This window comes from Candidatus Sordicultor fermentans, assembly GCF_012728195.1.
GTDB classification, from domain to species: domain Bacteria; phylum Atribacterota; class Atribacteria; order Atribacterales; family Caldatribacteriaceae; genus Sordicultor; species Sordicultor fermentans.
In genome coordinates, this window is the sequence record NZ_JAAYFP010000119.1 from 1 (window position 1) to 21173 (window position 21173).

The following is a 21173-nucleotide window of genomic DNA, read 5'->3' on the forward strand; positions in this document are numbered from 1 at the left end:
CCCTCATAGTCGATAGAACCATTCAGGAATGATGGAGACGGAGTGTCATTGCGGCAGCAAAAGAGGAAGCGATAAGTAGATTTAGCCCCTGTAATTCTGAGCCATGCAGGGATAATAGAGAAGAGCAATAATATATGCAATGGCTGAATGGATTGTGATAAAATAAAGCTGAACTGGTGAATATCGAGAGTGTTATCAGGTAGCCTATGAAGGGAGTTAAAGCGGGAAGGGATGAAACTTTACCTGGATACTTCTGTTTTCAGCGCATATTATGATGAAAGAACACCAGAGCGGATGCAGATGACGAGGGATTTCTGGCTAGTACTGGAAGGACACGAAAAGCTTTGCTCTGAGCTAACTATTGAGGAGCTTGGCCAAGCACATTCCAACCTGAGAGAAAAGTTACTTACCCTTACCCAAAATTTTATGGTTCTTAATCTAACCGATGAGATGAGAAACCTGGCAAAGCTCTATGTCGAAGAAGGAGTGGTACCATCGAGGTACTTTGCAGATGCTCTCCATGTAGCTGCAGCAGTATTTGGCAATGCAGATATCTTGGTTAGTTGGAATTTTAAGCATTTAGTCAAGCGTAGCACCCGATTTTTGGTGAATTACGTCAATGCTAAACAGGGGCTCAAGATGATTGAGATCTTGGCTCCTCCAGAGGTTTAGGGAGATTAAAAGATGGAAATGTTCGATTTAGAAAAGATTAAAAGAGAAAGTGGCTTGCCCGCCGCTGAGCTCACTCAAATAGAGGAAGAAATCCGGCGGGAATTTGAAGGCGATGAGATGATGTTTGAGCTTCACCTAATCCGGGCTATCAGGGCCATTAAAGAGGGTTGGATTGCTTTGGAAGAAAAAAAGACAGGATAGTTTTTATAAACAGGATATAGCTACGGTATCCCGCAAAACCTGCTAAATTACCATCTTGAGGACTCGCACAGATAAAAAATAAGTGGGCGATAAGTGGATTTGTACTCTATGCTGTGGACCCCGGCTTGAAGATTGCCGGGGTGACGGACTTGAGGGGAAAATACATAGAGGGTTTCCCATCCTGTTATTTAGATTCCTGATAGAACCATTCAGGAATGAGGGACTTGGTGATGATAGAGCCATTCAGGGGTGACGACTTCCCTTTTTGTCATTCCCGAAAGTTTTAGTCGGGAATCCACTGAGGAAGATGTTTTCCTCATCCTCAGTAGTTTTTTGCATTTTCTGTTTTTCTTTTAGTCTTTTAATCTTACGCCGTAGGCTGTCTGTTTTTTCTCTCTCAGTGGTCTTTTATTTTTTTATGTTTTTTGTTTTTTTGGGGGTTATAAGGGGGATTTATCCCCTTTATAGTTTAGACCCCTCGTAGAAGCATTCAGGAATCCACCTCTCTCGTCATGCCTGAGCGCTTTTATCAGGCATCCATATGCTTTCAAATACTTCTGGACCCCGGCTCGCAAGTTGCCGGGGTGACGAAAAAGGGGATAGAACCATTCAGGAATGACAAACACGGAGGTCTTTTCTCCGTGTTGTATTTGCCCTCTTTGTTTTGTCTTTCCAGGGGTTCATAAGGGGGGAATTCTTTCCCTCTTATACTGGGAGAGATGTATTTCCTCTTCCAGTGATTTTTGCATTTTCTGTTTTTCTTTTAGTCTTTTAATCTTTCGTCGTAGATCGTCTGTTTCCTTCCTCAGTAGTTTTTTGTCTTTTACATTTTTAATCTTTTCGGTATTTGGGGGTTATAAGGGGGTAAACCCCCTTATAGTTCTTTTCTGCTATAATATTGTAAAGATTTTCATTTCTTCTATCGTGGAGGGGCGTGGGCGTGGTAGAGCATACCTTCAACGGGAGTGAAATAAAAACCCTGGAGAGCATTGTTGACAATGCGATAAAGCTATCTGGTGCTCAAACTGGGTCTTTGGTTTTGGCTCGTAGTGATGGAAGCTTATTTATTGCTGCTGGTCAGGGGCTTCTGGATGAGTATATCGGAGCTCCAATAAAATCGGATGGGGAAACTGTATCGGAGCATGTTTTTAAAACCGGTGAGCCCTTGATTATAGATGACTATAATTACAGTCAGTTTTCTCGCCGAAGGAAAAGAGAAGATTATTCTATCTCGCTTCCTATCAAAAAGACTGATGGAGCGGTAGCTGGTGTCCTTAATTTAAACCGGACTGACTGCCCCTTCGAGGAAGAGGACATTCCCCAGCTGGAAGCACTCACCATTAATATTGCTATCATCCTGGAAGAAAACAGTCTTCGCCGGAGGCGGGAGCACATTATTGTTGCCCTATCTGAAATCGTTGGCCTTTTTTCCTCTTTATTCTGTACTGATACCTCAAGTGATGTCTTTGAGAAAATATTTTATTCGGTGAAAACCTTGACGGGTGCGAGAAAGGCAGCAGTATTCAAGCTTTCTAAAAAAAGACCTTTTCTGGTTTTTGAGAAAGATTGGCCAAAACAGCTCCGGTGGAAGGATTTTGCTGAAGTTGATGACCAAATCCAGGAGTGTATTGAGCAAAAGGAAGTTATAACTATTGAACATAGTTCCCGAATTTTTTTCCTCTTTATACCTTTAGTATCAGGAAATCATCCTCCCTACCTTTTTACGGGCATTTTGAAGAAGCCTATTACTATTATCGATTATCTTGTGCTTTCCATTGTGGTGAATATGGGAAATGCTGCTCTTGAGAATATCTCCCTCTATCAAAAGAGTAGAAGGCTGGCTCAGGAGAGAGAAAGAAATCGCCTGGCACGTGAACTTCATGATGGATTAACGCAGATTATGGTTACCACTCAAATTTATCTTCATCTTCTGGAAAAAAGTCTGGAAAATGCCGATTCCAACGACCTCTTGATTTTGCAGAAAGTTCAATCTTTGAATAAATTGGGTCTGGAAGAATCGCGCTTTATTCTTTCTGAACTGAAGGGCAAACCAATTACTCCTCTACAATTCCGGGAGAAAGTTGACGAGACTATCAATCTTTTTGCTACTCCTGACAAAGAGGTTGAGTTTGACTATAAAGTGGATGTTAAAGAAATTCCTTATCAGGTTTACCAAACGGTGCTGAAGATTTTGCAAGAAACTTTATCTAACATTCAAAAACATGCTCAAGCTCAGAAAGTTAAAATTTGTATAACGAATAGCAAACAACAGATGATTTTTTCTATAGAAGATGATGGAGTGGGCTTTGACCCTGAAGCTTTGGAAGAAAAAGAATCTGAACATTTTGGTCTTAGAAGCCTTAAAGAAAGGGTTCGGGTTTTGCGAGGGAAGTTTGATATTGATAGTCAACCGGGATGGGGAACAAAAATTATGGTAAAAGTTCCCTTACCGAGAGAAATAGCGGTTTAATTTTTAGTATAGAGCTATGAAAATAAGAGTTGCTCTTATTGATGACCATCCCATTTTTATTGCTGGTTTAAAACAACTGCTGGAAAGTGATGGCCGGTATGAAGTTAAGGCAGTGGCTCAAAGTGGCGAAGAAGCGCGAAAATCTATTGATTTTAATGAAGTTGATGTTGCTCTGGTAGATGTTAATATGCCGGGTGGAAGTGGGATTGAGTTAATAAGATTCATAAAACGACAAAAAGGAGACTGCCGGGTGATAATGTTAACGGTTGAGGAAGATGAAGAAACCATCAATCGGGCGATAAAAGAAGGAGCCCAAGGATATATCCTGAAACAAGAATCACCTGAACACCTGTTAAAAGCCATTCAAGCCTCTATGGATGGAGAAATACTCTTGAGTAATCATGTCTATACTCGCATGGTAGATAGAATCAGAAAAACCAGTCCCCTGGATAAGGAACAATCAATTTTATATAATAAATTGACCGAACGGGAAATTGAAGTTACTCGGTTGATTGTTCAGGGGAAAAATAATAAGCAGATTGCTCAGGAGCTGTATATCAGCGAAAGTACGGTAAAAAATCATATCAGCAACATTATGGATAAGCTATCGATAAAAAGTCGAACAGAGCTGGTCACTATAGCAGTGAGGGAGGGGATTCAATAATAGTACTTCTCATTTTCCAATATAGTACACTTGGCTTTTAAAAATAGGAATTTAGTCCTATATGAAGCAGGTTGTTTTCCATTTATAGTAGTATTCAGGATTTAGAACTGCAGAGTCTGGAGGATGGTAAATTGACAACGGAGGTCAAAATCAGCCAGAAAAAAGTCTTTGTTGTGGATGATAACCGTTTTTTCCTGGAAAGCCTGGTGTTTCTTCTCAACCGTCAAAAAGATATAAAAGTGGTGGGTACTTATCATCGTGCCCGGGGAGTTTTGCAAAAAATCAAAGCTGCTCAACCCGATGTTGTTATTCTGGATGTGCAGCTTCCCGATGGTGATGGGATTAGTATCTTGCAGGAGATTAAATCTCAGCTGGGCATTCCGGTAATTATGCTTACTATTTATGAAGAAGGTAGAGAGCGAGCTATGAAAAACGGGGCTTATGCTTATCTGGTAAAAGGAGAAGAATTGGATATCCTTTACCAGAAGATTCGCCAGATCGGGGAGATTTAACCGCAAGAATCATTTTAATCTACTTCATTTATGGGGAGAGTTGTTCTTCGCGCTATAAGGCCTCTTCTCAAGGAGGGTTATAAGAAGAGGCCACCTACTGCCGGGGGAGACGCTTTCCCCGGCATAGTTTTTAGTCTTACGTCGTAGATACTGAGGGATGCTTTCTCCCTCAGTAATTTTGTCTTTTTATCTTGTTTTTAGCGCCGCAGGCTGCCTTTTTAGTTTTACACTGTAGGTAGTTCTGTTTCCTTTTTATCTTTTTCTGTTTTTCTTTTAATCCCTTAAAGGGGGTGATAGGAGGTTTCCCCCTATAGTATAATACTCTGGTGAGTTTTTTGAGAAATAAGGTATAATCCTGTGTGGAGATGAATTTATATGGCGGTAGTAGAAAAAAAAGAGAAAAACAGCAAGGAAGGAAAAACAGTCGAGGTTGCTTTCCGCTCTATCACCAAACGTTTTTCTCCTGACATTTTAGCTAACGACCGGGTATCTTTTGAAGTAGAAAAAGGCACTGTTCACGCTTTACTGGGAGAAAATGGAGCAGGCAAGACAACGCTCATGAATATTCTCTATGGACTTTTTCCCCCCGATGAAGGAGAAATAATCATTAGGGGTATGCCCACTAAGATTTCTTCCCCTCGGGAGGCCATTAATCTGGGGATTGGCATGGTTCACCAGCATTTTAAGCTCATCTCTACTCACACGGTTAGCGAAAATATCATTCTGGGGTTAGCATCTACTCCTTTTTTCTTTCCCGCAGAAAAAGCGGAATCCGAAATCAGGTTTCTCTCAGAAAGATATGGTTTGAAAATAGATCCTCGAGCTCGTATCTGGCAACTTTCAGCGGGCGAGAAGCAAAAAGTTGAGATTCTTAAAGCTCTTTATCGCCGGGCTGAAATTCTTGTTCTGGATGAACCTACCTCGGTTCTGACTCCTCAAGAAGCAGAAGAGCTATTTGCCACTCTCCGGTTGATGAAAGAAGAGGGTAAAACCTGCATTTTTATCACTCACAAACTCAATGAGGTTAAAGAGATTGCCGATGCTGTGACAGTGATGCGGAGAGGGAAGGTGATTTCTACTATTCTTCCCTCCTCGGTTTCTCTGGAAGAGTTAGCCCGAATGACTGTGGGAAAAGAAGTGATTTCTGTGGTTCCCCGTAAAACCGTATCAGGTAAAATTATTCTTCAGCTTCAGAAAGTTTCCGCTATGGGAGATAGAGAAATTCCTGCTCTTTCAAAGCTCTCTCTTACCGTAAGAGAGGGAGAAATTGTAGGGGTGGCAGGTGTGGCGGGAAATGGACAGAAAGAATTGGCGGAAGTAATAGTGGGTTTACGTCAGGCTACAGAAGGGCATGTTTTCTTACAAGATAAAGAAATAACTAATCTCCCGCCTCGAGATATCGCTTCTTTAGGAGTAGCTTATATTCCTGAAGAGCGGCATATGGGGTTGGTGGGGGAGATGAGTGTAGCGGAAAACCTCCTGCTGCGAGGTTATTCTCGGCCTCCGTTTTCCCAGGGTTTCTGGGTGGACTGGGAAAAGGCAGAAGCTTACAGTGAAAAACTTATTTCCAATTATCACATTAATCCACCTATTGCGGATATTCCGGTGCGGCTTCTTTCAGGAGGAAACCGTCAGAGAGTAATCATTGCGCGGGAGCTGGAGCGGAAACCAAAATTGGTGATAGCTTCCAATCCCACTGCTGGTTTGGATGTTTCCGGTGTAGAGGCTATTCATGAGTTACTGGTAAAAGCTCAAGAAGAAGGTGCAGGAATTCTTCTTATTTCTGGAGACCTGGATGAGCTTTTGAAACTTTCCAATAGAATAGTGATTATGTTTAAGGGAGAAATTGTAGGAGAGAAAGAGAAAGAGCACTGGACAGAAGAAGATCGGCGAGAAATTGGGTTGGGGATGGGAGGCGTAAGGATATAAGTGGGTAGAAGAAAACTTACGTCGTTCCGCGTAGAGTTATCGCTACAACCAACTCTTTACTCTGTCATCTTTTTCTCTCTTTTGGCTATTGTTCTTGCTTTTGCATGTGGCAGCATTATTTTTCTGTTCTACCATATTTCTCCCTGGATAGCTTATCAAACTTTTTTCCGGGGAGCTTTTGGGAGCTGGTACGCTTTTTCCGAGACTCTAAAGCGAACCATTCCTCTACTTTTGGTAGGTGAGGGGTTAGCTTTAGCTTTTCGGGCTCAAGTGCTCAATATTGGAGCGGAAGGGCAAATTCTTCTGGGAGCTGTTGCCGCTACCTGGGTGGCTCTTTTTTCCGGGCTTCCCTCTTTTCTTTTACTTCCCACGATGTTTCTGCTGGGATTCTTAGCTGGAGCAGGATGGGCTTTGATTCCTGCTTTCTTTAAAACTCGTTTTGCAGTGAACGAGGTTCTTTCTACCCTTATGCTTAACTATGTGGCTTCTAATCTGGTTCTCTATCTAATTGGAGGTCCCTGGAAAGGTAAAGGAGTGCGAGGTTTTACCTACACTGATACTTTTCCTGAGGCGGCCTGGCTTAAAACGATGGGGATAACCAGAGTTCCCTATTTTACTCTTTTAACAGGCATTGTTCTGGCTGTGGGGGGCTATATTTTCCTTAAAAAAAGCGCTTTAGGTTTTGAGTTCCGTATTGTGGGTAACAGTTCTGAAACAGCAAAGCTTCTGGGAATAAGTGAGGAAAAGATTGTTCTTTTCGCGATGTTCCTCTCAGGGGGGTTAGCCGGGTTTGCAGGAGTAGGAGAGGTTGCTGGTATACATCATCTTTTGAGGCATCCCGACCATATTTCCTTAGGTTACGGATACACGGCGATAATTGTGGCCTGGTTAGCTCGAGCCAATCCTCTGGCTACAATTTTTACCTCTTTTTTGTTTGGTGCTCTCCTCTCCGGTGGCGATGCTCTCCGGGTGTCGTTGGGTATTCCTTTTCAGGTGGTATCGGTATTCAATGGGCTTATTCTCTTTTTTCTCATTTCTACTGAACGTTTGAGCCGATATCGTATCATATGGGGGGAGGAGAAAGCGGTGGAGAGAAGTGGCTCTTGAACTTGTTTTAGGAACCTTAAATCGGGCTCTGGCTTATGGCACTCCCCTTCTTTTAGCCACGCTGGGAGAGATTTATGTCGAGCGGGCCGGGGTTCTAAACCTGGGGATAGAGGGAATGATGATGCTGGGGGCATTTTCCTCTTTTTGTGTGGCTTATTTGACTTCTAACCCCTGGTTGGGAATTCTGGCGGGAGCCATAGCGGGAGGATTGTTCTCTCTGATTCATGCTTTTTCTAGTGTTACTCTGCGTGCCAACCAAACTGTATCGGGACTGGCTCTCACTATGTTGGGAACGGGGATTGCTGAAACTTTGGGAAGAAGTTGGGAGGGGAAGGTGCTCACCTCACCTATCAGACCCTTCTCGGAAGACTTTTTGTCTCTGCTCCCTCTCTGGATGAGAACCCTCTTTAGAGATAGCAATCTCCTTGTGGTGGGGAGTATCATTCTGGCTCTGGTGCTCTGGTTTTTTCTTTTTAAAACTAAACCGGGACTTTTTTTGCGTTCTTGTGGGGAAAACCCTGCAGCTTGTGATGCTCTGGGTGTCAATGTATGGAAAGTGCGCTATATAGCAGTTTTTTGGGGAGGAATTATGGCTGGGTTAGGAGGGGCGTATATTGCTGTTGCCTATCGTCCCACCTGGTCTTCAGGTATGACTCAGGGGATGGGATGGTTAGCAGTGGCATTAACTATTTTTTCTTTCTGGAATCCTCTCTATGCTCCTCTTGGTGCTTACCTTTTCGGAGCATTGTTTCACTTAGCTTTTCGCTTACAGGTTTTCGTTGCTCCAGAAATTTTAAATTCCCTGCCTTATCTTTTCCCGGTGGTGGCTCTGGTGTTCTTTTCTCGTCTCGCTTTTCGGAAAAAGATTGGTGTTCCGGGAAGTTTAGGAAAACCTTATGAGCGGGGAGAATCAGAGTAAATATAGGAAACTAAGAAAGGAGTGAAAAAATTGGAAGCGTCTGTGGATCAGTTAACGGTCAAAACTATTAGAATGCTGGCTCTGGACACGATCCAGAAAGCAAAATCGGGACATCCTGGATTACCTTTAGGAGCTGCTCCGATGGGTTACGTTCTTTTTCGACGGGTTATGAAACATAATCCTAAAAATCCCCGGTGGTTTGATAGGGATCGTTTTATCCTCTCGGCAGGGCATGGTTCGGCCTTGCTTTATACTCTTCTTTATCTGAGTGGATATGAGAAGATGAGTCTCGATGAACTAAAGAGTTTCCGCCAGTGGGGAAGCCATACCCCTGGACATCCGGAACGCTGCATAGATTGTGGTATAGAAGCTACAACTGGCCCTTTGGGACAGGGCTTTGCGATGGGCGTGGGAGCGGCAATTGCTGAAGCTCACCTTGCTGCCCGATTCAACCGTCCTGGCTTTCCCATTATTAACCACTATACCTATGCTCTGGTGAGTGATGGGGATTTAATGGAAGGAGTGGCGCAGGAGGCGGCTTCTTTAGCCGGGCATTTGAAACTGGGGAAACTGATTTATCTCTTTGATAATAACCGGGTGAGTCTTTCAGGAGAGACGTCAATTTGTTTTACTGAAAACATCAGAATGCACTTTGAAGCTTATGGATGGCAGGTACTTGAAGTAAAAGATGGAAACAATTTAGAAGAGCTTGTTCGGGCAATTCAGGAAGCACAAAAAGACGAAAGCCGCCCCTCTCTTATAATGGTTTCTACTCATATCGGGTATGGGAGTCCTAAACAGGATAGCTTTGAAGTCCATGGCTCACCTCTAAAACCAGAAGAGGTAGTAGAGACGAGAAAGTTTTTCGGCTGGCCTCTGGATCAGGATTTCTATGTTCCCGAAGAGGCTTTAAATCACATGCGAGAAATTATAAGGGAAGGTGAAGAAAAGGAGAAAGAATGGAATAACCTCTTTTCTTCCTATACTCGAGAGTTTCCCGAATTGGCACAGGAGTTGACCATGCTTATAAAGGGAGAGCTCCCTCCCCGGTGGGACGAAGGCCTTCCTGTTTTTGATCCTGCTTCAGGAGACATTGCCACTCGCTCGGCAGGAGGCAAAGTTCTCAACGCCCTGGCAGATAAAATTCCTTCTCTCATCGGTGGCTCGGCGGATTTAGACCCTTCTACAAACACAGTCTTGAAAGGGAAAGGGAGCTTTCAGGCGCCCGGTTCGTGCCCCCCTGGAACTCAAGGTCTTGTGGAAGGACCTCTGGGTTATGAGGGAAGAAATATTGCTTTTGGCGTGCGAGAGCACGCTATGGGGGCTATTTTAAATGGTATTGCCATTCATGGGGGGCTTATTCCTTTTGGGGCGACATTTTTTGTATTTTCTGATTATATGAGGCCAGCCACTCGAGTGGCAGCTCTCTCCCATTGTAAAGTCATTTATGTGTGGACTCATGATTCGGTAGCTCTGGGGGAAGATGGGCCAACTCATCAACCGGTAGAACAGCTTATGAGCTTTCGGGCAATGCCTAATTTAGTTTGCATTCGACCGGCTGATGCTAATGAAACTCGTGAAGCGTGGAAAATAGCCATAGAAAGGAAAGAAGAACCGGTAGCGCTCATTTTAACCCGGCAAAACGTACCTGTAATCGATCGGGATAAATATGGAAAAGCGGAAGGCTTGAGAAAAGGAGCCTACATCATCGCCGATTGTGCACCGCATTTACCTCAGCTCATCATTATTGCTACAGGTTCAGAAGTGAGTCTGGCTCTGGAGGCTTATGAGAAACTATCTTCTGAGGGAGTCCGGGTGCGGGTAGTAAGTATGCCTTCCTGTGAATTATTTGAAGAACAACCTGAGGCATATCGCCGGGAAGTTCTTCCTCCGGAAGTTAAAAAACGAATTGCCATTGAAGCTGGAGCAACACTGGGGTGGTATAAATATGTAGGGGAAGAGGGTAAGGTCATTGGCATTGATCGCTTTGGCGCCTCTGCTCCTGGTAAAGTGGTGCTGGAAAAATTAGGTATCAGTCTGGAAAATCTTTTAGCTCAAGCTCGGTCTCTTCTTGAATAAAGAGAGAAGTGCACCTTGAAAATTGAATAATGTATACAATAGGGGCATCCTGGAAAAGAAATAAACTTAGAAGTGGAAGATTAAAAATCGGATTAAAAATATAAAAGAACAAAAACTATTGGGTAGAGAAGACGTCTCCCCGGATACCCCCTATAAACTCTAAAATTGCCATGCATGCTGGAATCTTTTTTCTCCGGTGTTATTATCTCGGTTTTTTAGTCTTTCCTTTCCTACCTTTTTCTTGCGCTCAGGCACCAGATGAGATTTGCAATGACAGCTGAAGGTAAGGGATAGATGGTAAATCGGGATTGCCATGGTAAGCGAAACAAATGATCCTCTTGACGGTGGCACGAGATGTGAGATATTTTGTAGCAAATAAAGGGAGTTGAGTTGTGCAGCAATCGATAGAACTATGCTTATTTAGTTTGATGTCACAAGATTTTGGAACTTCCGAAAATTTCATTATCATGCTTAAGGAGGCGTTTCAATGAATAAAAAGGCAGTTTTAGCAGTGGTTCTTCTTTTGTCTTTGCTTATTACAGGAGTAGCTTTTTCAGAAGAGGCTAAGTTGAAGGCAGGATTTATCTATGTAGGGCCAATAGGGGATTTAGGCTGGAGTCATGCTCATGAGCAAGCTCGTCAAGTGTTAGAAGAGGTCTATCCCTGGCTGGATACCATATATGTAGAAGCAGTTCCAGAAGGAGAAGTAGAAGGAATCATCGATCGATTAATTAATCAAGAAAAAGTGGATATAGTGGTGACCACAAGTTTTGGCTTTATGGATGGAACTTTGAATGCAGCCAAAAGATACCCGGATAAAATCTTCTTTCATTGTTCCGGGTTTAAACGAGCTCCTAATTTGGCCACCTATATGGCTGATTTCCATCAAGTTTATTATTTGAACGGAATTATGGCTGGAGCACTAACTAAATCGGGAAAGATTGGTTACGTGGGGACTTTTCCTACTCCGGAATTAAAAAGGCACATTAATGCTTTTACTCTGGGAGTGCGCCGGGTGAATCCCCAGGCAGAGGTTAATGTGCGGTGGTTGCAAAGTGCCTGGTATGACCCTCAAGGGGCAAAAGAGGCAGCTGAAGCTCTCATTGCTGAGGGAATAGATGTTCTGGCTTTTACTGAAGATTCGGCAAGCGTGGCTCAGGTTGCAGAAGAAAAAGGACTTCCCAGTTTTGGTCATTATTCTCCCATGTTGTCCTATGCGCCCAATCATCTAGTTTCCGGGCAATTGGTACACTGGGAGGCAATTTATCTCGACTTTTTTGCTAAGGTGTATGCTGGACTCTATAACAATGAAAATTTGGAAAACGTCGATTACTGGTGGCTTTTAAGCAACGGAGCAGTGGAGTTAGGAGCTGACTTTGGCGTGCCTGTTAACCCTGCATTTGAAGAAGCTTTGAAAAGCTATATGGTAAATGACCCGGTATATGGAGAAATGAGCGCCTATGATTTAGTCTTTGAGTTAGAAAAAGCTATGGCCGACCCTGAATATGCTTTCAGTCCTTTTACTGGACCTATAAAAGACCGTAAGGGGAATCTACTTGTTCCCTCTTCGGTTCGTCTTGCTCTTGAAGATTTGATCACCATGGAGTGGGCTGCAGAAGGAGTGGCTGGCCCCTGGCCCGGAGAACCAGAGTAATCTGAGAGGGAGAGATTCTCTCCCTCTTTTTTATGATTATGAATCTATTCCTAGACGGTGAGAATTTGATTGACAGGGTTTTTTTACTCTTATATAATAAAGGAGCTATTGGGGCGTGGCCAAGCGGTAAGGCAAGGGACTTTGGATCCCTTACTCGGAGGTTCGAGTCCTCCCGCCCCAGCCATCTTCTTTTAGTTCTCTCATCGAATAGTTAAGTCTTACAGCTTTCCTCAATTGATAGCTAAAGATGAAGAATCTGAGTTGATTAAGGATAGAAATTTGATAAAATAGTTAATAGTTTCCATAAATCGGGCGTGCTTTGGTCACGTTTTGTCTGGTGTGGTGAAAAATATGGATCTTTCTCAATGGGGTTTAATAATTTTAGCCGCGGGTCAGGGTAAAAGGATGCGCTCTTCTCTTCCGAAGGTGCTTCTCCCTGCCTGGGGTAGGCCTATTATGCAATATTTACTGGATGAGTTGAAATGGGAAGAGTTCGGTCAAAGATTTCTGGTGGTTTCTCCCTCTATGGAAGAGTTGATAAAAAGTAGTTTTGGTCAGGATATAACCATAGTGGTTCAAAAAGAGCCTAAAGGTACTGCTCATGCTGCGAGTACTGTTTTCCCCCTGATGCAAGAAGGCATTGATTGGTTTTTAATACTTTATGCTGATATGCCCCTTCTTCAGGGAGAAACTATTTTTTCTTTTCTCTCTCGAGTGGAGGAAAATCGCTATCCCTTTTCTTTTCTAACTTCTTTTTCTCCTGACCCTGCTGGCTTTGGACGGGTAGTGCGGGATGAAAAAGGAGAACCTCTGGGGATTGTAGAGGAAAAAGATTGTTCCACCCAGGAGAAAAAAATATCCGAGGTGAGCTTGGGGGTTTTTGCTTTTCAGAGAAAAGCCTTTCAAGAAATTCTTCCCTTGATTGACAATTCTAACGCTCAGGGGGAATATTACCTAACTGATGCAGTTCGAGTGGCTCGAGAAAAAGGCTACACGCCAGAGGCTTTTGCCGTGGAGTGGGATGAACAATTTTTGAATGTTAATACCCCTGCTGATTTTAGCAAAGCTATTTTAATATTAAAAGAAAGGAAAATTGCTTCCCTGTGGGATGAGGGGGTAAAAATATTAGACCCTTCTACTACCTACGTTGATTGGGATGTGGTGGTAGAGGAGGATGTGTGGTTATATCCCGGGACAGTCATAGAAGGAAAAAGCGTAATCGAAAAAGGAGCTCGGATTGGTCCTTTTTCTCGAATATCGGAAAGCAAGGTGGGAAGGAATGGCTCTGTAGAATATAGTGTGGTGGAGGGGTCTACCATAGGAGAAGAAGCGAGAGTTGGCCCTTTTGCTCATTTGCGTCCGGGCACCAAACTGGAGCGAGGAGTAAAGGTGGGCAATTTCGTAGAGGTGAAAAATTCTCATATTGGGGAAGAAACCAGAGCTTTGCATTTAAGTTATTTAGGAGATGCACAGATAGGTAAAAAAGTAAACATTGGAGCAGGAACCATAACTTGTAACTATGATGGAGAGAAGAAAAATCCCACCTTTATAGAAGACGAAGTTTTCATAGGAAGCAATAATTCCTTAGTGGCACCGGTGAGTATCGGAAAAGGTGCTTATACAGCAGCCGGCTCTACCATAACTCAAAATGTCCCTCCCTATTCTCTGGGGGTGGGGAGAGCCAAGCAGAAGAACATCGAGGATTGGACGAAAAGAAAAACACGGAGGAATAAAGACTAAATGTTAACCAGTCGGGAATTTTCCCGCCATCTAAAAGTTTTTTGCGGTACGGCTAACCCTGTTCTGGCTCAGGAAGTGTGCTGGTATCTCGATATCCCCTTAGGAAAAGCAGATGTAGGGCGCTTTCCCAATGGAGAAATAAGGGTGCAAATTGAGGAAAGTGTGCGTGGTTGTGATGTTTTTGTGATACAACCCACCTCCCCTCCGGCCAATGACCATTTGATGGAGCTTTTAATAATGATTGATGCCTTACATCGTGCGTCAGCGGAGAGAGTTACGGCGGTCATTCCTTTCTATGGTTATTGTAAGCAAGACCGAAAGACTAAAGGTCGGGAGCCAATTTCTGCAAAACTGGTGGCTAACCTTTTAGTTACCGCCGGTACAGACCGGGTTTTGACCATGGATCTACATGCTGGACAAATTCAGGGTTTCTTTGATATACCGGTAGATAATTTGGCTGCTCAGTCTCTTCTGGCTCGCTATTTCCTCTCTCGAGGATGGAAAGAAGCGGTAGTAGTTAGCCCTGATGTGGGAGGAGCAGCTCGAGCTCGGTCTTTTGCCAATAAACTGGGAGCAGATTTAGCAATTATTGATAAACACCGACCTACTTATTCTCAAGTGATGGTGATGAATGTAGTGGGGGAAGTGGAAAATAAAAGAGCGATCATTGTCGATGACCTCATTGATACTGCGGGAACTCTGGTGGAGGGGGCTGAAGCGTTATACAGACGGGGAGCTAAAGAAATCTATGCCTGTGCTACCCATCCCGTTTTTAGTGAGCCAGCTTTTGCTCGAATTGAGAATTCTTGTCTCCGGGAAGTAGTGGTTACCAATACCATTGAAGTAAGCCAGGAAAAACTTTCTCAGCAAGGAGCAAATAAGATAAAGGTACTTTCTGTGGCTCCTATTTTTGCTGAAGCAATTAAGAGGATTCATGGTGAATTGTCAGTTAGTGAACTTTTTATATAAGAAGAGCGAGGTAAGATAATATGTCAAAAGGCAACAATGTTGTTGTTAATCTGGAAAGAAGAGAGGAAAAAGGCAAAGAGAAAAGCCGAAAGATGAGAAGAGAAGGCTGGATACCAGCAGTCTTATATTCTCGAGATAGCAGAGATGGAAAGGCAGAGCTGGTGAAGGTGAGAGAAAAAGAACTGAAGCGCATCTTACAAATACCGGGTATTACTCACCATATGCTGGATTTGTCTTTAGAGGGAGAAACGAGAAAGGGGATTATCCGCGATTTGCAAAAGAATCCCATAAAAGAAGAGATCTGGCATGTGGATTTTTATGAAGTGCAAACTGGTCAAAGAATAACTCTTTCACTACCCGTGAGAATAAAAGGAGAAGCTCGAGGGGTGGAGGCCGGTGGGACTCTGGAGTTAGTTACTCAAGAGTTGGAGGTGGAGTGTCCCAGTGGTGCTATACCTGATGAAGGTATTGAGGTAGATGTTAGTGAGTTGGAAATTGGAGATGTCGTCCGGGTGGGAGATTTAAAAGTTCCTCAGGATGTCACGATAATGGAAGACCCAGATGAAGTGATAGCAGTAGTTATTCCTCCTAGGGTAGTAGAGGAAGAGGTAGAGGTTGAGGAAGAAGTAGAGGCAGGAGTAGAAGAGGAGACGGAGGAAGAAGCTAAGGAAGAGGTAGGAGAATCTCAGACAACAGAGAAAGGAAAAACTGAGGAAGAAAAATAGTTGGTGTATTTAATAGTAGGTCTGGGCAATCCAGGAGAAAAATACTCGCGTACCCGGCATAATGCGGGTTTTCGAGTAGTAGATCGTTTTTCTCGCCAATACAACTGGAAATGGCAAAATATCGGTCATCGTCTTAGCTGGACAAAAGGAGAAGTTGAGGGAAAGCAAGTTTATCTATTGAAGCCCCTTACCTATATGAATCAAAGCGGGGAGGGGCTTCTCTATTTTCCCCGATTTAAGCTTTTTTCTGAGGGAATCTTAATTGTGGTCCACGATGAGATGGACTTTCCTCCGGGGGTGGTGCGAATCAAAAAAGGAGGAGGCACTGCCGGACACCGAGGATTGAATTCTCTAATAGAAACCTTAAAAACAGACGATTTTTTACGTGTTCGAGTGGGAATAGGTAAACCACTTTCTCGAGAGGAAGCCATAGATTACGTTCTGGGAGTGCCAGAAGGGGAAGAGAAAGCTCTCTTAGAGAAAGGAGAGGAAAGAGCAGTTTCTGCTCTTTCCTCTATCTTAGAGGAAGGATGGGAGAGAGCTATGAATAAATACAATGCGCAAGAAGATTGAGGTGGAAAAATGGAAAAAAAGAAATTAGCTGAAACTTTCTCCCTGGTGCTACAGCCCAGCGCTATAGCAGTGCTTTTATATCTTGTGGTGAGCTTTAGTTTTGCAACAGGCTGGAGAGCCTGGTTTTTCTTTTTAATTGGCCTGCTTTTTGTGGGCATATTCCCGATACTACTGGTTGTCTTCTTAACTAAAAAGGGAAAAGTTTCTGATCCTGATTTGCCCAACAGAGAAGAGCGTTTTTTTCCTTATTTAATGATTTGTGGTCTTTACCTTTTAGCTCTGGTTATTTTCCTTCTTACTTCTGCACCTTTACCTCTTGTAGCTATTACCTGTTGTTATCTGGGAGTAACCTTTGTGGGAGCAATTGTTTCTCTTTTCTGGAAGATTAGTCTTCATCTCGCTGGTGTTGCCGGTCCTGTTACTGCGATGGCCATGATTATTAGCCCTTACTGGGCGTTTCTTTATCTTTTGCTTTTGCCTCTGGGCTGGGCGAGAATTTATTTAGCAAAACATGATTTGTATCAGGTTGTGGCTGGAAGTGTGATGTCTATAGTTATTACTTTTATTATTGTATCAAGCATAATTTAAGGAGAGAAAGATGGACGAAAGTTTATTTAAAAAAGCGGCATCTTTTATGCTGGAACGTAAACCCTGGTTGGTGCTCACTGGAGCAGGAATATCAACGGAAAGTGGCATCCCCGATTTTAGAAGCCCAGGTAGTGGTTTGTGGGATAAATATGACCCCATGGAGATTTTATCTACCGATGTTCTTTTTAATCGCCCTCATGTTTTTTATCAGGAAGGCCTTCCGGTTCTTATGAAGTTTGAAGAGGCTCAGCCTAATAGAGCTCACTACATTCTGGCTGAGTGGGAAAAGGAAGGTTTAGTAGAGGCGGTAGTCACCCAAAATATAGACAGCTTGCATTATAAAGCTGGTTCTCAAAAAGTGCTGGAGATTCATGGCCATCTTCGCTCTGGCCATTGCCTCAAGTGTCGGGCTTCTTTTCCCATTAGAGTTATGAAAGAAAAAGTAGATGAAGGAGACATACCACCCCATTGCCAGTGTGGCGGCATTATCCGTCCTGATGTTGTGCTGTTTGGCGATATGTTACCTCCTTGCTTCGAAGAGGCAGTGGAGCTGGCTCATCGTCTTCCTCTTTTGGTTATTGGTTCTAGTTTGCAAGTTTCTCCGGCCAATTTTCTCCCTTCTTATAGTCCTTACCTTATTATAGTTAATCTGGAGCCTACTCCTTTTGACCAGCGAGCTCATTTTGTTTTACAAGGGAAAGCCAGTGAGGTTCTCTGGAGACTCGATGAGGCTATGAAGAATTCAGGAAGTTGAGGAGAGTTTATTAGTTTTCAGTTTATTAGTTTTCCGGTGGTGGGAAAGCAGTCCTTTTAAGATACCGGCCACTGGTATAGCAATGATTAACCCTAACGCCCCATAAAGCTTTCCCCCCACTGCAAGAGCGAAAAGAACAGTTAGAGGATGAAGACCAGTTTCTTTGCCCAGAAGCTGGGGAGATATAAATATTCCTTCTACAAAATTGATGCCTCCAAAAAGAAGTATTACTCCTAAAACCAACCATGGTGATTTAGTAGCTGCTAAAATAATAGCCGGTATAGCACCAAGCACGGGACCGAGGTAGGGGACTACTTCTACTATTCCAGCAATAACCCCTATAGCCAGAGCAAAATCTATCTTCATCAGGGCCAAGCCAACACTAGCGCATGTTCCTACAAAAAGGGCAATTAAAGCTCTCCCTCTTATAAACCCTCCTAAAACCTGGTCAATTTCCCGGAGTAAGGCTATGTATTCCCTTCGTCGAGAAGGAGGAAACAATCTTACTAAAGAGCGGCGGACTTTAGTAGCATCAGCCATAAAAAAGTAAAGAGCCACAGGGGTCATAATAAAGCCTAAAAAGATAATATTAGCCAGGATAGATACTAAGTTGGGAATACCGCTAATTACGTGAGTTAAGTAGTTTTGGAGATTGGTGGAAATATTAGTTAAGAAACTTTCTACAGCCTGAGAAATGTTTGAATCTGGATAGCGTTCATCAAGTTTATCTAATCCTTCAATTATTTTCTCAATCAGGGTTTCTGAGTACTGAGGCCACTGAAAGGTCAGGGTTCTAAATTGAGAAATTACTTCGGGAACCAGAAAGATAAAAAGAGATAAGAAAAATACCAGTATTGCCACAAACACTATAACCACCGAGAGTTTCCAGGAGAGCCCCCGAGAATTCAGGAGTTGAACAACAGGAGAAAGAGCATAAGCTAAAAGCCCACCTAAGGCAAAGGGTATTAAAACATCTTTTAGTAAATAGGCGAGATAAAGAGCGATGACGATGAGAATGAGATAGTAGAAATTTTTTATTATTTTTCCTTCTTCTGAGTTATTCATTTTCCCTTTCCCTGCTTTATATGATAGTATTATTGTAAACGTACAAGGGGAGATTTCCAATAGGGGAAATAATAAAATTGAAGAACGGGTGAAGAAGTAATGCTACAATCTCAAAAAATCACCGTTTTAATTCCCACTTATAACGAAGCTCCCAGATTACCCAGGGTGCTGGAGGTAGTCTGCAAGATCAAGTGGGTAGATGAGGTAGTGGTAATCGATAGTCACTCCCAGGATGGGACTCTGGATGTAGCTCGTAGTTTTCCGGTAGAGGTTATTCCTCTGGATAAAGACAGAGGAAAGGGAGCAGCTCTTGCAGAAGGAATTCGGCTAAAGAAAGACAGCGATATTTATGTTTTTCTGGATGCTGATTTGATTGGTCTTACTGAAGAGCATGTCCTGGCGCTGGTTAAGCCTTTGATAGAAGACCCCTCTTTAGCTATGACTATTGGTGTTTTTGAGAGAGGTCGAAGATTGGGTGACCTTGCTCAAAAATTTTTTCCCATTCTCAACGGGATGCGAGGAGTGCGAGGAGAGTGGGTGAGAAGCTTACCTGATTTTTCCTGGACTCGTTTTGGAGTGGAAACTTTTCTGACCAGAGTTGCCCTAGAAAATAAGGCAAATGTAGAGTTCCCGGCACTTCCTGGTTTAGCCCACTATCATAAAGAGGAGAAATATGGCTTTTTTCTGGGATTTTACCATCGAATTAAGATGTATAAAGAAATAGTGCAAACTCTTTTTCTTTATAAAAAACGAATAGAAAATTGGCCTAAACTGGTAGGAGAGGGAGAAAAACACGGTGTCATGGTATAGCGTAATATAAAATGAATTTTATCAGTTGTTTTTTAATTATGGTCGTTTCATGAGTTGGTTTTTCCTCCATCAACCGAAATGAAGAAAATTTATGATTTGACCCTTCCTCTTACTACCGATATCCCGGTTTTTCCTGGCCAACCTCCTCTTTCTCTTTTACCATGGAGTGACTTGAAAATTCATGGTAGTGCTACCAATGCGTTTTTTATGGTAGAACATACCGGCACTCATCTCGATGTTCCTGCTCACTTCATTGAGGGAGGAAGAACAGTGGAAGAGATACCCCTGGAACGTTTCTGGGGAGAAGCTCTGGTTTTAGATGTCTCCTCTTACCTTGGTAGAGGAGAGCTAAGACTTCCTGACCTGGAAAGGGTTTTAGGAGAAAAAGATATAAAAGAGGGAGACATTGTACTTTTCTATAGCGGTGTAGATAAGCTATTGGGTAAGCCAGAATACTTTGCTCAAGGGGTTTTCCTGACTGAGGAAGTAGCTAAATTTTTGATAGATAAAAAAGTAAAGGGGGTAGGAACTGATAGTCCGAGTATTGATTCCCAGCCCTTTGCGGTTCATCGCCTTCTTTTAGCTCGAGAAATCATCATTTACGAATCTTTAACCAACCTCAGGGAGCTCCGGAGTAAAAGAATCATTTTCGTCGGGTTTCCTCTGAAACTAAAAGGGTGCACTGGCTCACCCATTAGAGCCGTAGCTATTTGTGGTTAACTGTAAATATTATGCCGAGGGGAGAAGATTTTTTGTTTTCCCCTCGGTACAATTCGGTCTTTAAGCAGTTTTTTTGTTTTTAGCGCCGCAAAGCTATCCTACCTTGAATTATTTTGCTCGATTTTTGGCTTCTTTTAGCCAGTACTGGGCGGTTTTATCGTCGGGCCGAAGTGATAGATATTTTTCTAATGCCCGTGCTGCATTATGGTAATCTTTGGTCTCGAAGTAGGCCATGCCCAGCCAGTAGTGAGCTTTGTCCATGTTAGGGTTAAGAGATATGGCTTGCCGGAAAAGCTCGATAGCAGCAGAGTAATCCTTGTTTTCAAATTTGAGATAACCCTGTTCATAACTTTCCCAGGCATCTTTCCCGTACTTTTTCCAGTTCTCGCATTTTTCCAGGAAATATTTGGCTTGAGTATTATCTGGTTCTAATTGTACAACCTTCTTCCACGCCCATATGGCTTCATCTATCATTTCCTCCTCTTGGTAAGTGCGAGCTAACCAGAACCACGCTTTAGTGAAGTTGGGTTTGGCAGTTACTGCTTCTACAAAGAACTGAATGGCTTCCTCTTTCCTCCCCGCTTGATACAGGTTATAGCCCTGATCGAACATCACCTGGGCGTAACCTTCAGTTGTTACATCAAAGCTGTAAATAGGCTGCCCAAAATCGGCGCTTTGAGCTAAAGGAGTAATTGACAATAAAAAAAGTAAGTTCAGAACGAGAATGGCTTTTTTATTTTTGAGCATCTCAATCCCTTCCTTTCTAAATTGATAGGTATTTTATATATATTTTAACACATTTAAAAAACAGAGCTATAAAGAAAAAACTTCCTTATTGATTCCTCTCGTTTTTCCGTCACCCCTGAATAATTCTATCAACTATAAGGGGATATCCCTTATTAACCCCTTTTTGTTCGTTACCCCGGCAACTTTTGAGCCATTTTTAGCCTGCCCCTGAATGTATTTATTGCCCCTTATTCGTCACCCCCTGAATGATTTTATCATGGTCCAAACTATAAGGA

Annotated in this window: 20 protein-coding genes and 1 tRNA gene; 19 read left to right on the forward strand and 2 right to left on the reverse strand. The window is 42.9% G+C overall.

Annotation, left to right across the window (positions count from 1 at the left end; genetic code table 11):
* Positions 1-231: 231 nt before the first annotated feature.
* The 17 genes from GXZ17_RS06330 (at position 232) to GXZ17_RS06410 (ending at position 17556) form a co-directional block, all read left to right on the forward strand.
* Positions 232-672: a hypothetical protein gene (locus tag GXZ17_RS06330; protein ID WP_409376448.1), complete on the forward strand. Its 441-nt coding sequence runs from the start codon at positions 232-234 to the stop codon at positions 670-672.
* A 12-nt stretch (positions 673-684) separates the two neighbouring features.
* Positions 685-873 (forward strand): hypothetical protein, encoded by a 189-nt coding sequence (locus GXZ17_RS06335; RefSeq protein ID WP_409376449.1) that lies wholly within the window; start codon positions 685-687, stop codon positions 871-873.
* Positions 874-1813: 940 nt separating this feature from the next.
* Positions 1814-3343, forward strand: a complete 1530-nt coding sequence (locus tag GXZ17_RS06340) for a GAF domain-containing sensor histidine kinase (protein WP_409376450.1) — start codon at positions 1814-1816, stop codon at positions 3341-3343.
* A 16-nt stretch (positions 3344-3359) separates the two neighbouring features.
* A complete protein-coding gene (locus tag GXZ17_RS06345; protein WP_409376451.1) occupies positions 3360-4007 on the forward strand; it encodes a response regulator in 648 nt (215 codons plus the stop codon).
* A gap of 71 nt (positions 4008-4078) precedes the next feature.
* Complete coding sequence (locus GXZ17_RS06350) at positions 4079-4519, forward strand: response regulator transcription factor (protein ID WP_409376452.1); 441 nt, start codon at positions 4079-4081, stop codon at positions 4517-4519.
* A 375-nt stretch (positions 4520-4894) separates the two neighbouring features.
* Positions 4895-6448, forward strand: a complete 1554-nt coding sequence (locus tag GXZ17_RS06355) for an ABC transporter ATP-binding protein (RefSeq protein WP_409376453.1) — start codon at positions 4895-4897, stop codon at positions 6446-6448.
* Positions 6449-7555, forward strand: coding sequence for an ABC transporter permease (locus GXZ17_RS06360; protein WP_409376454.1), 1107 nt, complete (start codon positions 6449-6451; stop codon positions 7553-7555).
* Positions 7545-8474, forward strand: coding sequence for an ABC transporter permease (locus GXZ17_RS06365; protein ID WP_409376455.1), 930 nt, complete (start codon positions 7545-7547; stop codon positions 8472-8474). Before GXZ17_RS06360 ends, GXZ17_RS06365 begins: the two co-directional genes overlap by 11 nt.
* Positions 8475-8504: 30 nt before the next feature.
* Positions 8505-10553 (forward strand): transketolase, encoded by a 2049-nt coding sequence (gene tkt / locus GXZ17_RS06370; RefSeq protein WP_409376456.1) that lies wholly within the window; start codon positions 8505-8507, stop codon positions 10551-10553.
* A 487-nt stretch (positions 10554-11040) separates the two neighbouring features.
* On the forward strand, positions 11041-12207 hold the full coding sequence (locus tag GXZ17_RS06375) for a BMP family ABC transporter substrate-binding protein (RefSeq protein ID WP_409376457.1): 1167 nt from the start codon (positions 11041-11043) through the stop codon (positions 12205-12207).
* Positions 12208-12316: 109 nt separating this feature from the next.
* Positions 12317-12391: transfer RNA gene (locus GXZ17_RS06380), tRNA-Gln, on the forward strand.
* 167 nt (positions 12392-12558) lie between these two features.
* Complete coding sequence (glmU, locus tag GXZ17_RS06385; protein ID WP_409376458.1) at positions 12559-13947, forward strand: bifunctional UDP-N-acetylglucosamine diphosphorylase/glucosamine-1-phosphate N-acetyltransferase GlmU; 1389 nt, start codon at positions 12559-12561, stop codon at positions 13945-13947.
* Positions 13948-14916 carry a ribose-phosphate diphosphokinase gene (locus GXZ17_RS06390; RefSeq protein WP_409376459.1) on the forward strand — a complete coding sequence of 323 codons (969 nt, stop codon included), beginning with the start codon at positions 13948-13950 and terminating at the stop codon, positions 14914-14916.
* Positions 14917-14936: 20 nt separating this feature from the next.
* Positions 14937-15641: a 50S ribosomal protein L25 gene (locus GXZ17_RS06395; RefSeq protein ID WP_409376460.1), complete on the forward strand. Its 705-nt coding sequence runs from the start codon at positions 14937-14939 to the stop codon at positions 15639-15641.
* Between the two features lie 3 nt (positions 15642-15644).
* Complete coding sequence (pth, locus tag GXZ17_RS06400) at positions 15645-16214, forward strand: aminoacyl-tRNA hydrolase (RefSeq protein ID WP_409376467.1); 570 nt, start codon at positions 15645-15647, stop codon at positions 16212-16214.
* 9 nt (positions 16215-16223) lie between these two features.
* Positions 16224-16802 (forward strand): hypothetical protein, encoded by a 579-nt coding sequence (locus tag GXZ17_RS06405; RefSeq protein ID WP_409376461.1) that lies wholly within the window; start codon positions 16224-16226, stop codon positions 16800-16802.
* Positions 16803-16812: 10 nt separating this feature from the next.
* On the forward strand, positions 16813-17556 hold the full coding sequence (locus GXZ17_RS06410; RefSeq protein WP_409376462.1) for an SIR2 family NAD-dependent protein deacylase: 744 nt from the start codon (positions 16813-16815) through the stop codon (positions 17554-17556).
* Here GXZ17_RS06410 and GXZ17_RS06415 read toward each other — a convergent pair.
* Positions 17545-18621, reverse strand: coding sequence for an AI-2E family transporter (locus GXZ17_RS06415; RefSeq protein ID WP_409376463.1), 1077 nt, complete (start codon positions 18619-18621; stop codon positions 17545-17547). The two genes, GXZ17_RS06410 and GXZ17_RS06415, sit on opposite strands and share 12 nt — an antisense overlap.
* A 99-nt stretch (positions 18622-18720) precedes the next feature.
* On the opposite strand from GXZ17_RS06415, the gene GXZ17_RS06420 reads away from it, so the two are divergent.
* Together GXZ17_RS06420 and GXZ17_RS06425 are read left to right on the forward strand one after the other, a co-directional pair.
* Positions 18721-19431 carry a glycosyltransferase family 2 protein gene (locus GXZ17_RS06420; RefSeq protein WP_409376464.1) on the forward strand — a complete coding sequence of 237 codons (711 nt, stop codon included), beginning with the start codon at positions 18721-18723 and terminating at the stop codon, positions 19429-19431.
* Between the two features lie 78 nt (positions 19432-19509).
* Positions 19510-20151: a cyclase family protein gene (locus GXZ17_RS06425; protein ID WP_409376465.1), complete on the forward strand. Its 642-nt coding sequence runs from the start codon at positions 19510-19512 to the stop codon at positions 20149-20151.
* A gap of 108 nt (positions 20152-20259) precedes the next feature.
* On the opposite strand, the gene GXZ17_RS06430 is transcribed toward GXZ17_RS06425, so the two are convergent.
* Positions 20260-20898, reverse strand: coding sequence for a tetratricopeptide repeat protein (locus GXZ17_RS06430; protein ID WP_409376466.1), 639 nt, complete (start codon positions 20896-20898; stop codon positions 20260-20262).
* Positions 20899-21173: the final 275 nt, after the last annotated feature.

Excerpts from the sequence above, each read along its gene's own strand:
- GXZ17_RS06410 (WP_409376462.1), top strand. The coding sequence starts at position 16,813 with ATGGACGAAAGTTTATTTAAAAAAGCGGCATCTTTTATGCTGGAACGT.
- glmU (WP_409376458.1), top strand. The coding sequence starts at position 12,559 with ATGGATCTTTCTCAATGGGGTTTAATAATTTTAGCCGCGGGTCAGGGT.
- GXZ17_RS06335 (WP_409376449.1), top strand. The coding sequence starts at position 685 with ATGGAAATGTTCGATTTAGAAAAGATTAAAAGAGAAAGTGGCTTGCCC.
- GXZ17_RS06415 (WP_409376463.1), bottom strand. The coding sequence starts at position 18,621 with ATGAATAACTCAGAAGAAGGAAAAATAATAAAAAATTTCTACTATCTC.
- GXZ17_RS06420 (WP_409376464.1), top strand. The coding sequence starts at position 18,721 with ATGCTACAATCTCAAAAAATCACCGTTTTAATTCCCACTTATAACGAA.
- GXZ17_RS06395 (WP_409376460.1), top strand. The coding sequence starts at position 14,937 with ATGTCAAAAGGCAACAATGTTGTTGTTAATCTGGAAAGAAGAGAGGAA.
- GXZ17_RS06405 (WP_409376461.1), top strand. The coding sequence starts at position 16,224 with ATGGAAAAAAAGAAATTAGCTGAAACTTTCTCCCTGGTGCTACAGCCC.
- GXZ17_RS06375 (WP_409376457.1), top strand. The coding sequence starts at position 11,041 with ATGAATAAAAAGGCAGTTTTAGCAGTGGTTCTTCTTTTGTCTTTGCTT.
- GXZ17_RS06330 (WP_409376448.1), top strand. The coding sequence starts at position 232 with ATGAAACTTTACCTGGATACTTCTGTTTTCAGCGCATATTATGATGAA.
- GXZ17_RS06345 (WP_409376451.1), top strand. The coding sequence starts at position 3,360 with ATGAAAATAAGAGTTGCTCTTATTGATGACCATCCCATTTTTATTGCT.
- GXZ17_RS06430 (WP_409376466.1), bottom strand. The coding sequence starts at position 20,898 with ATGCTCAAAAATAAAAAAGCCATTCTCGTTCTGAACTTACTTTTTTTA.
- GXZ17_RS06390 (WP_409376459.1), top strand. The coding sequence starts at position 13,948 with ATGTTAACCAGTCGGGAATTTTCCCGCCATCTAAAAGTTTTTTGCGGT.
- GXZ17_RS06355 (WP_409376453.1), top strand. The coding sequence starts at position 4,895 with ATGGCGGTAGTAGAAAAAAAAGAGAAAAACAGCAAGGAAGGAAAAACA.
- GXZ17_RS06425 (WP_409376465.1), top strand. The coding sequence starts at position 19,510 with ATGAAGAAAATTTATGATTTGACCCTTCCTCTTACTACCGATATCCCG.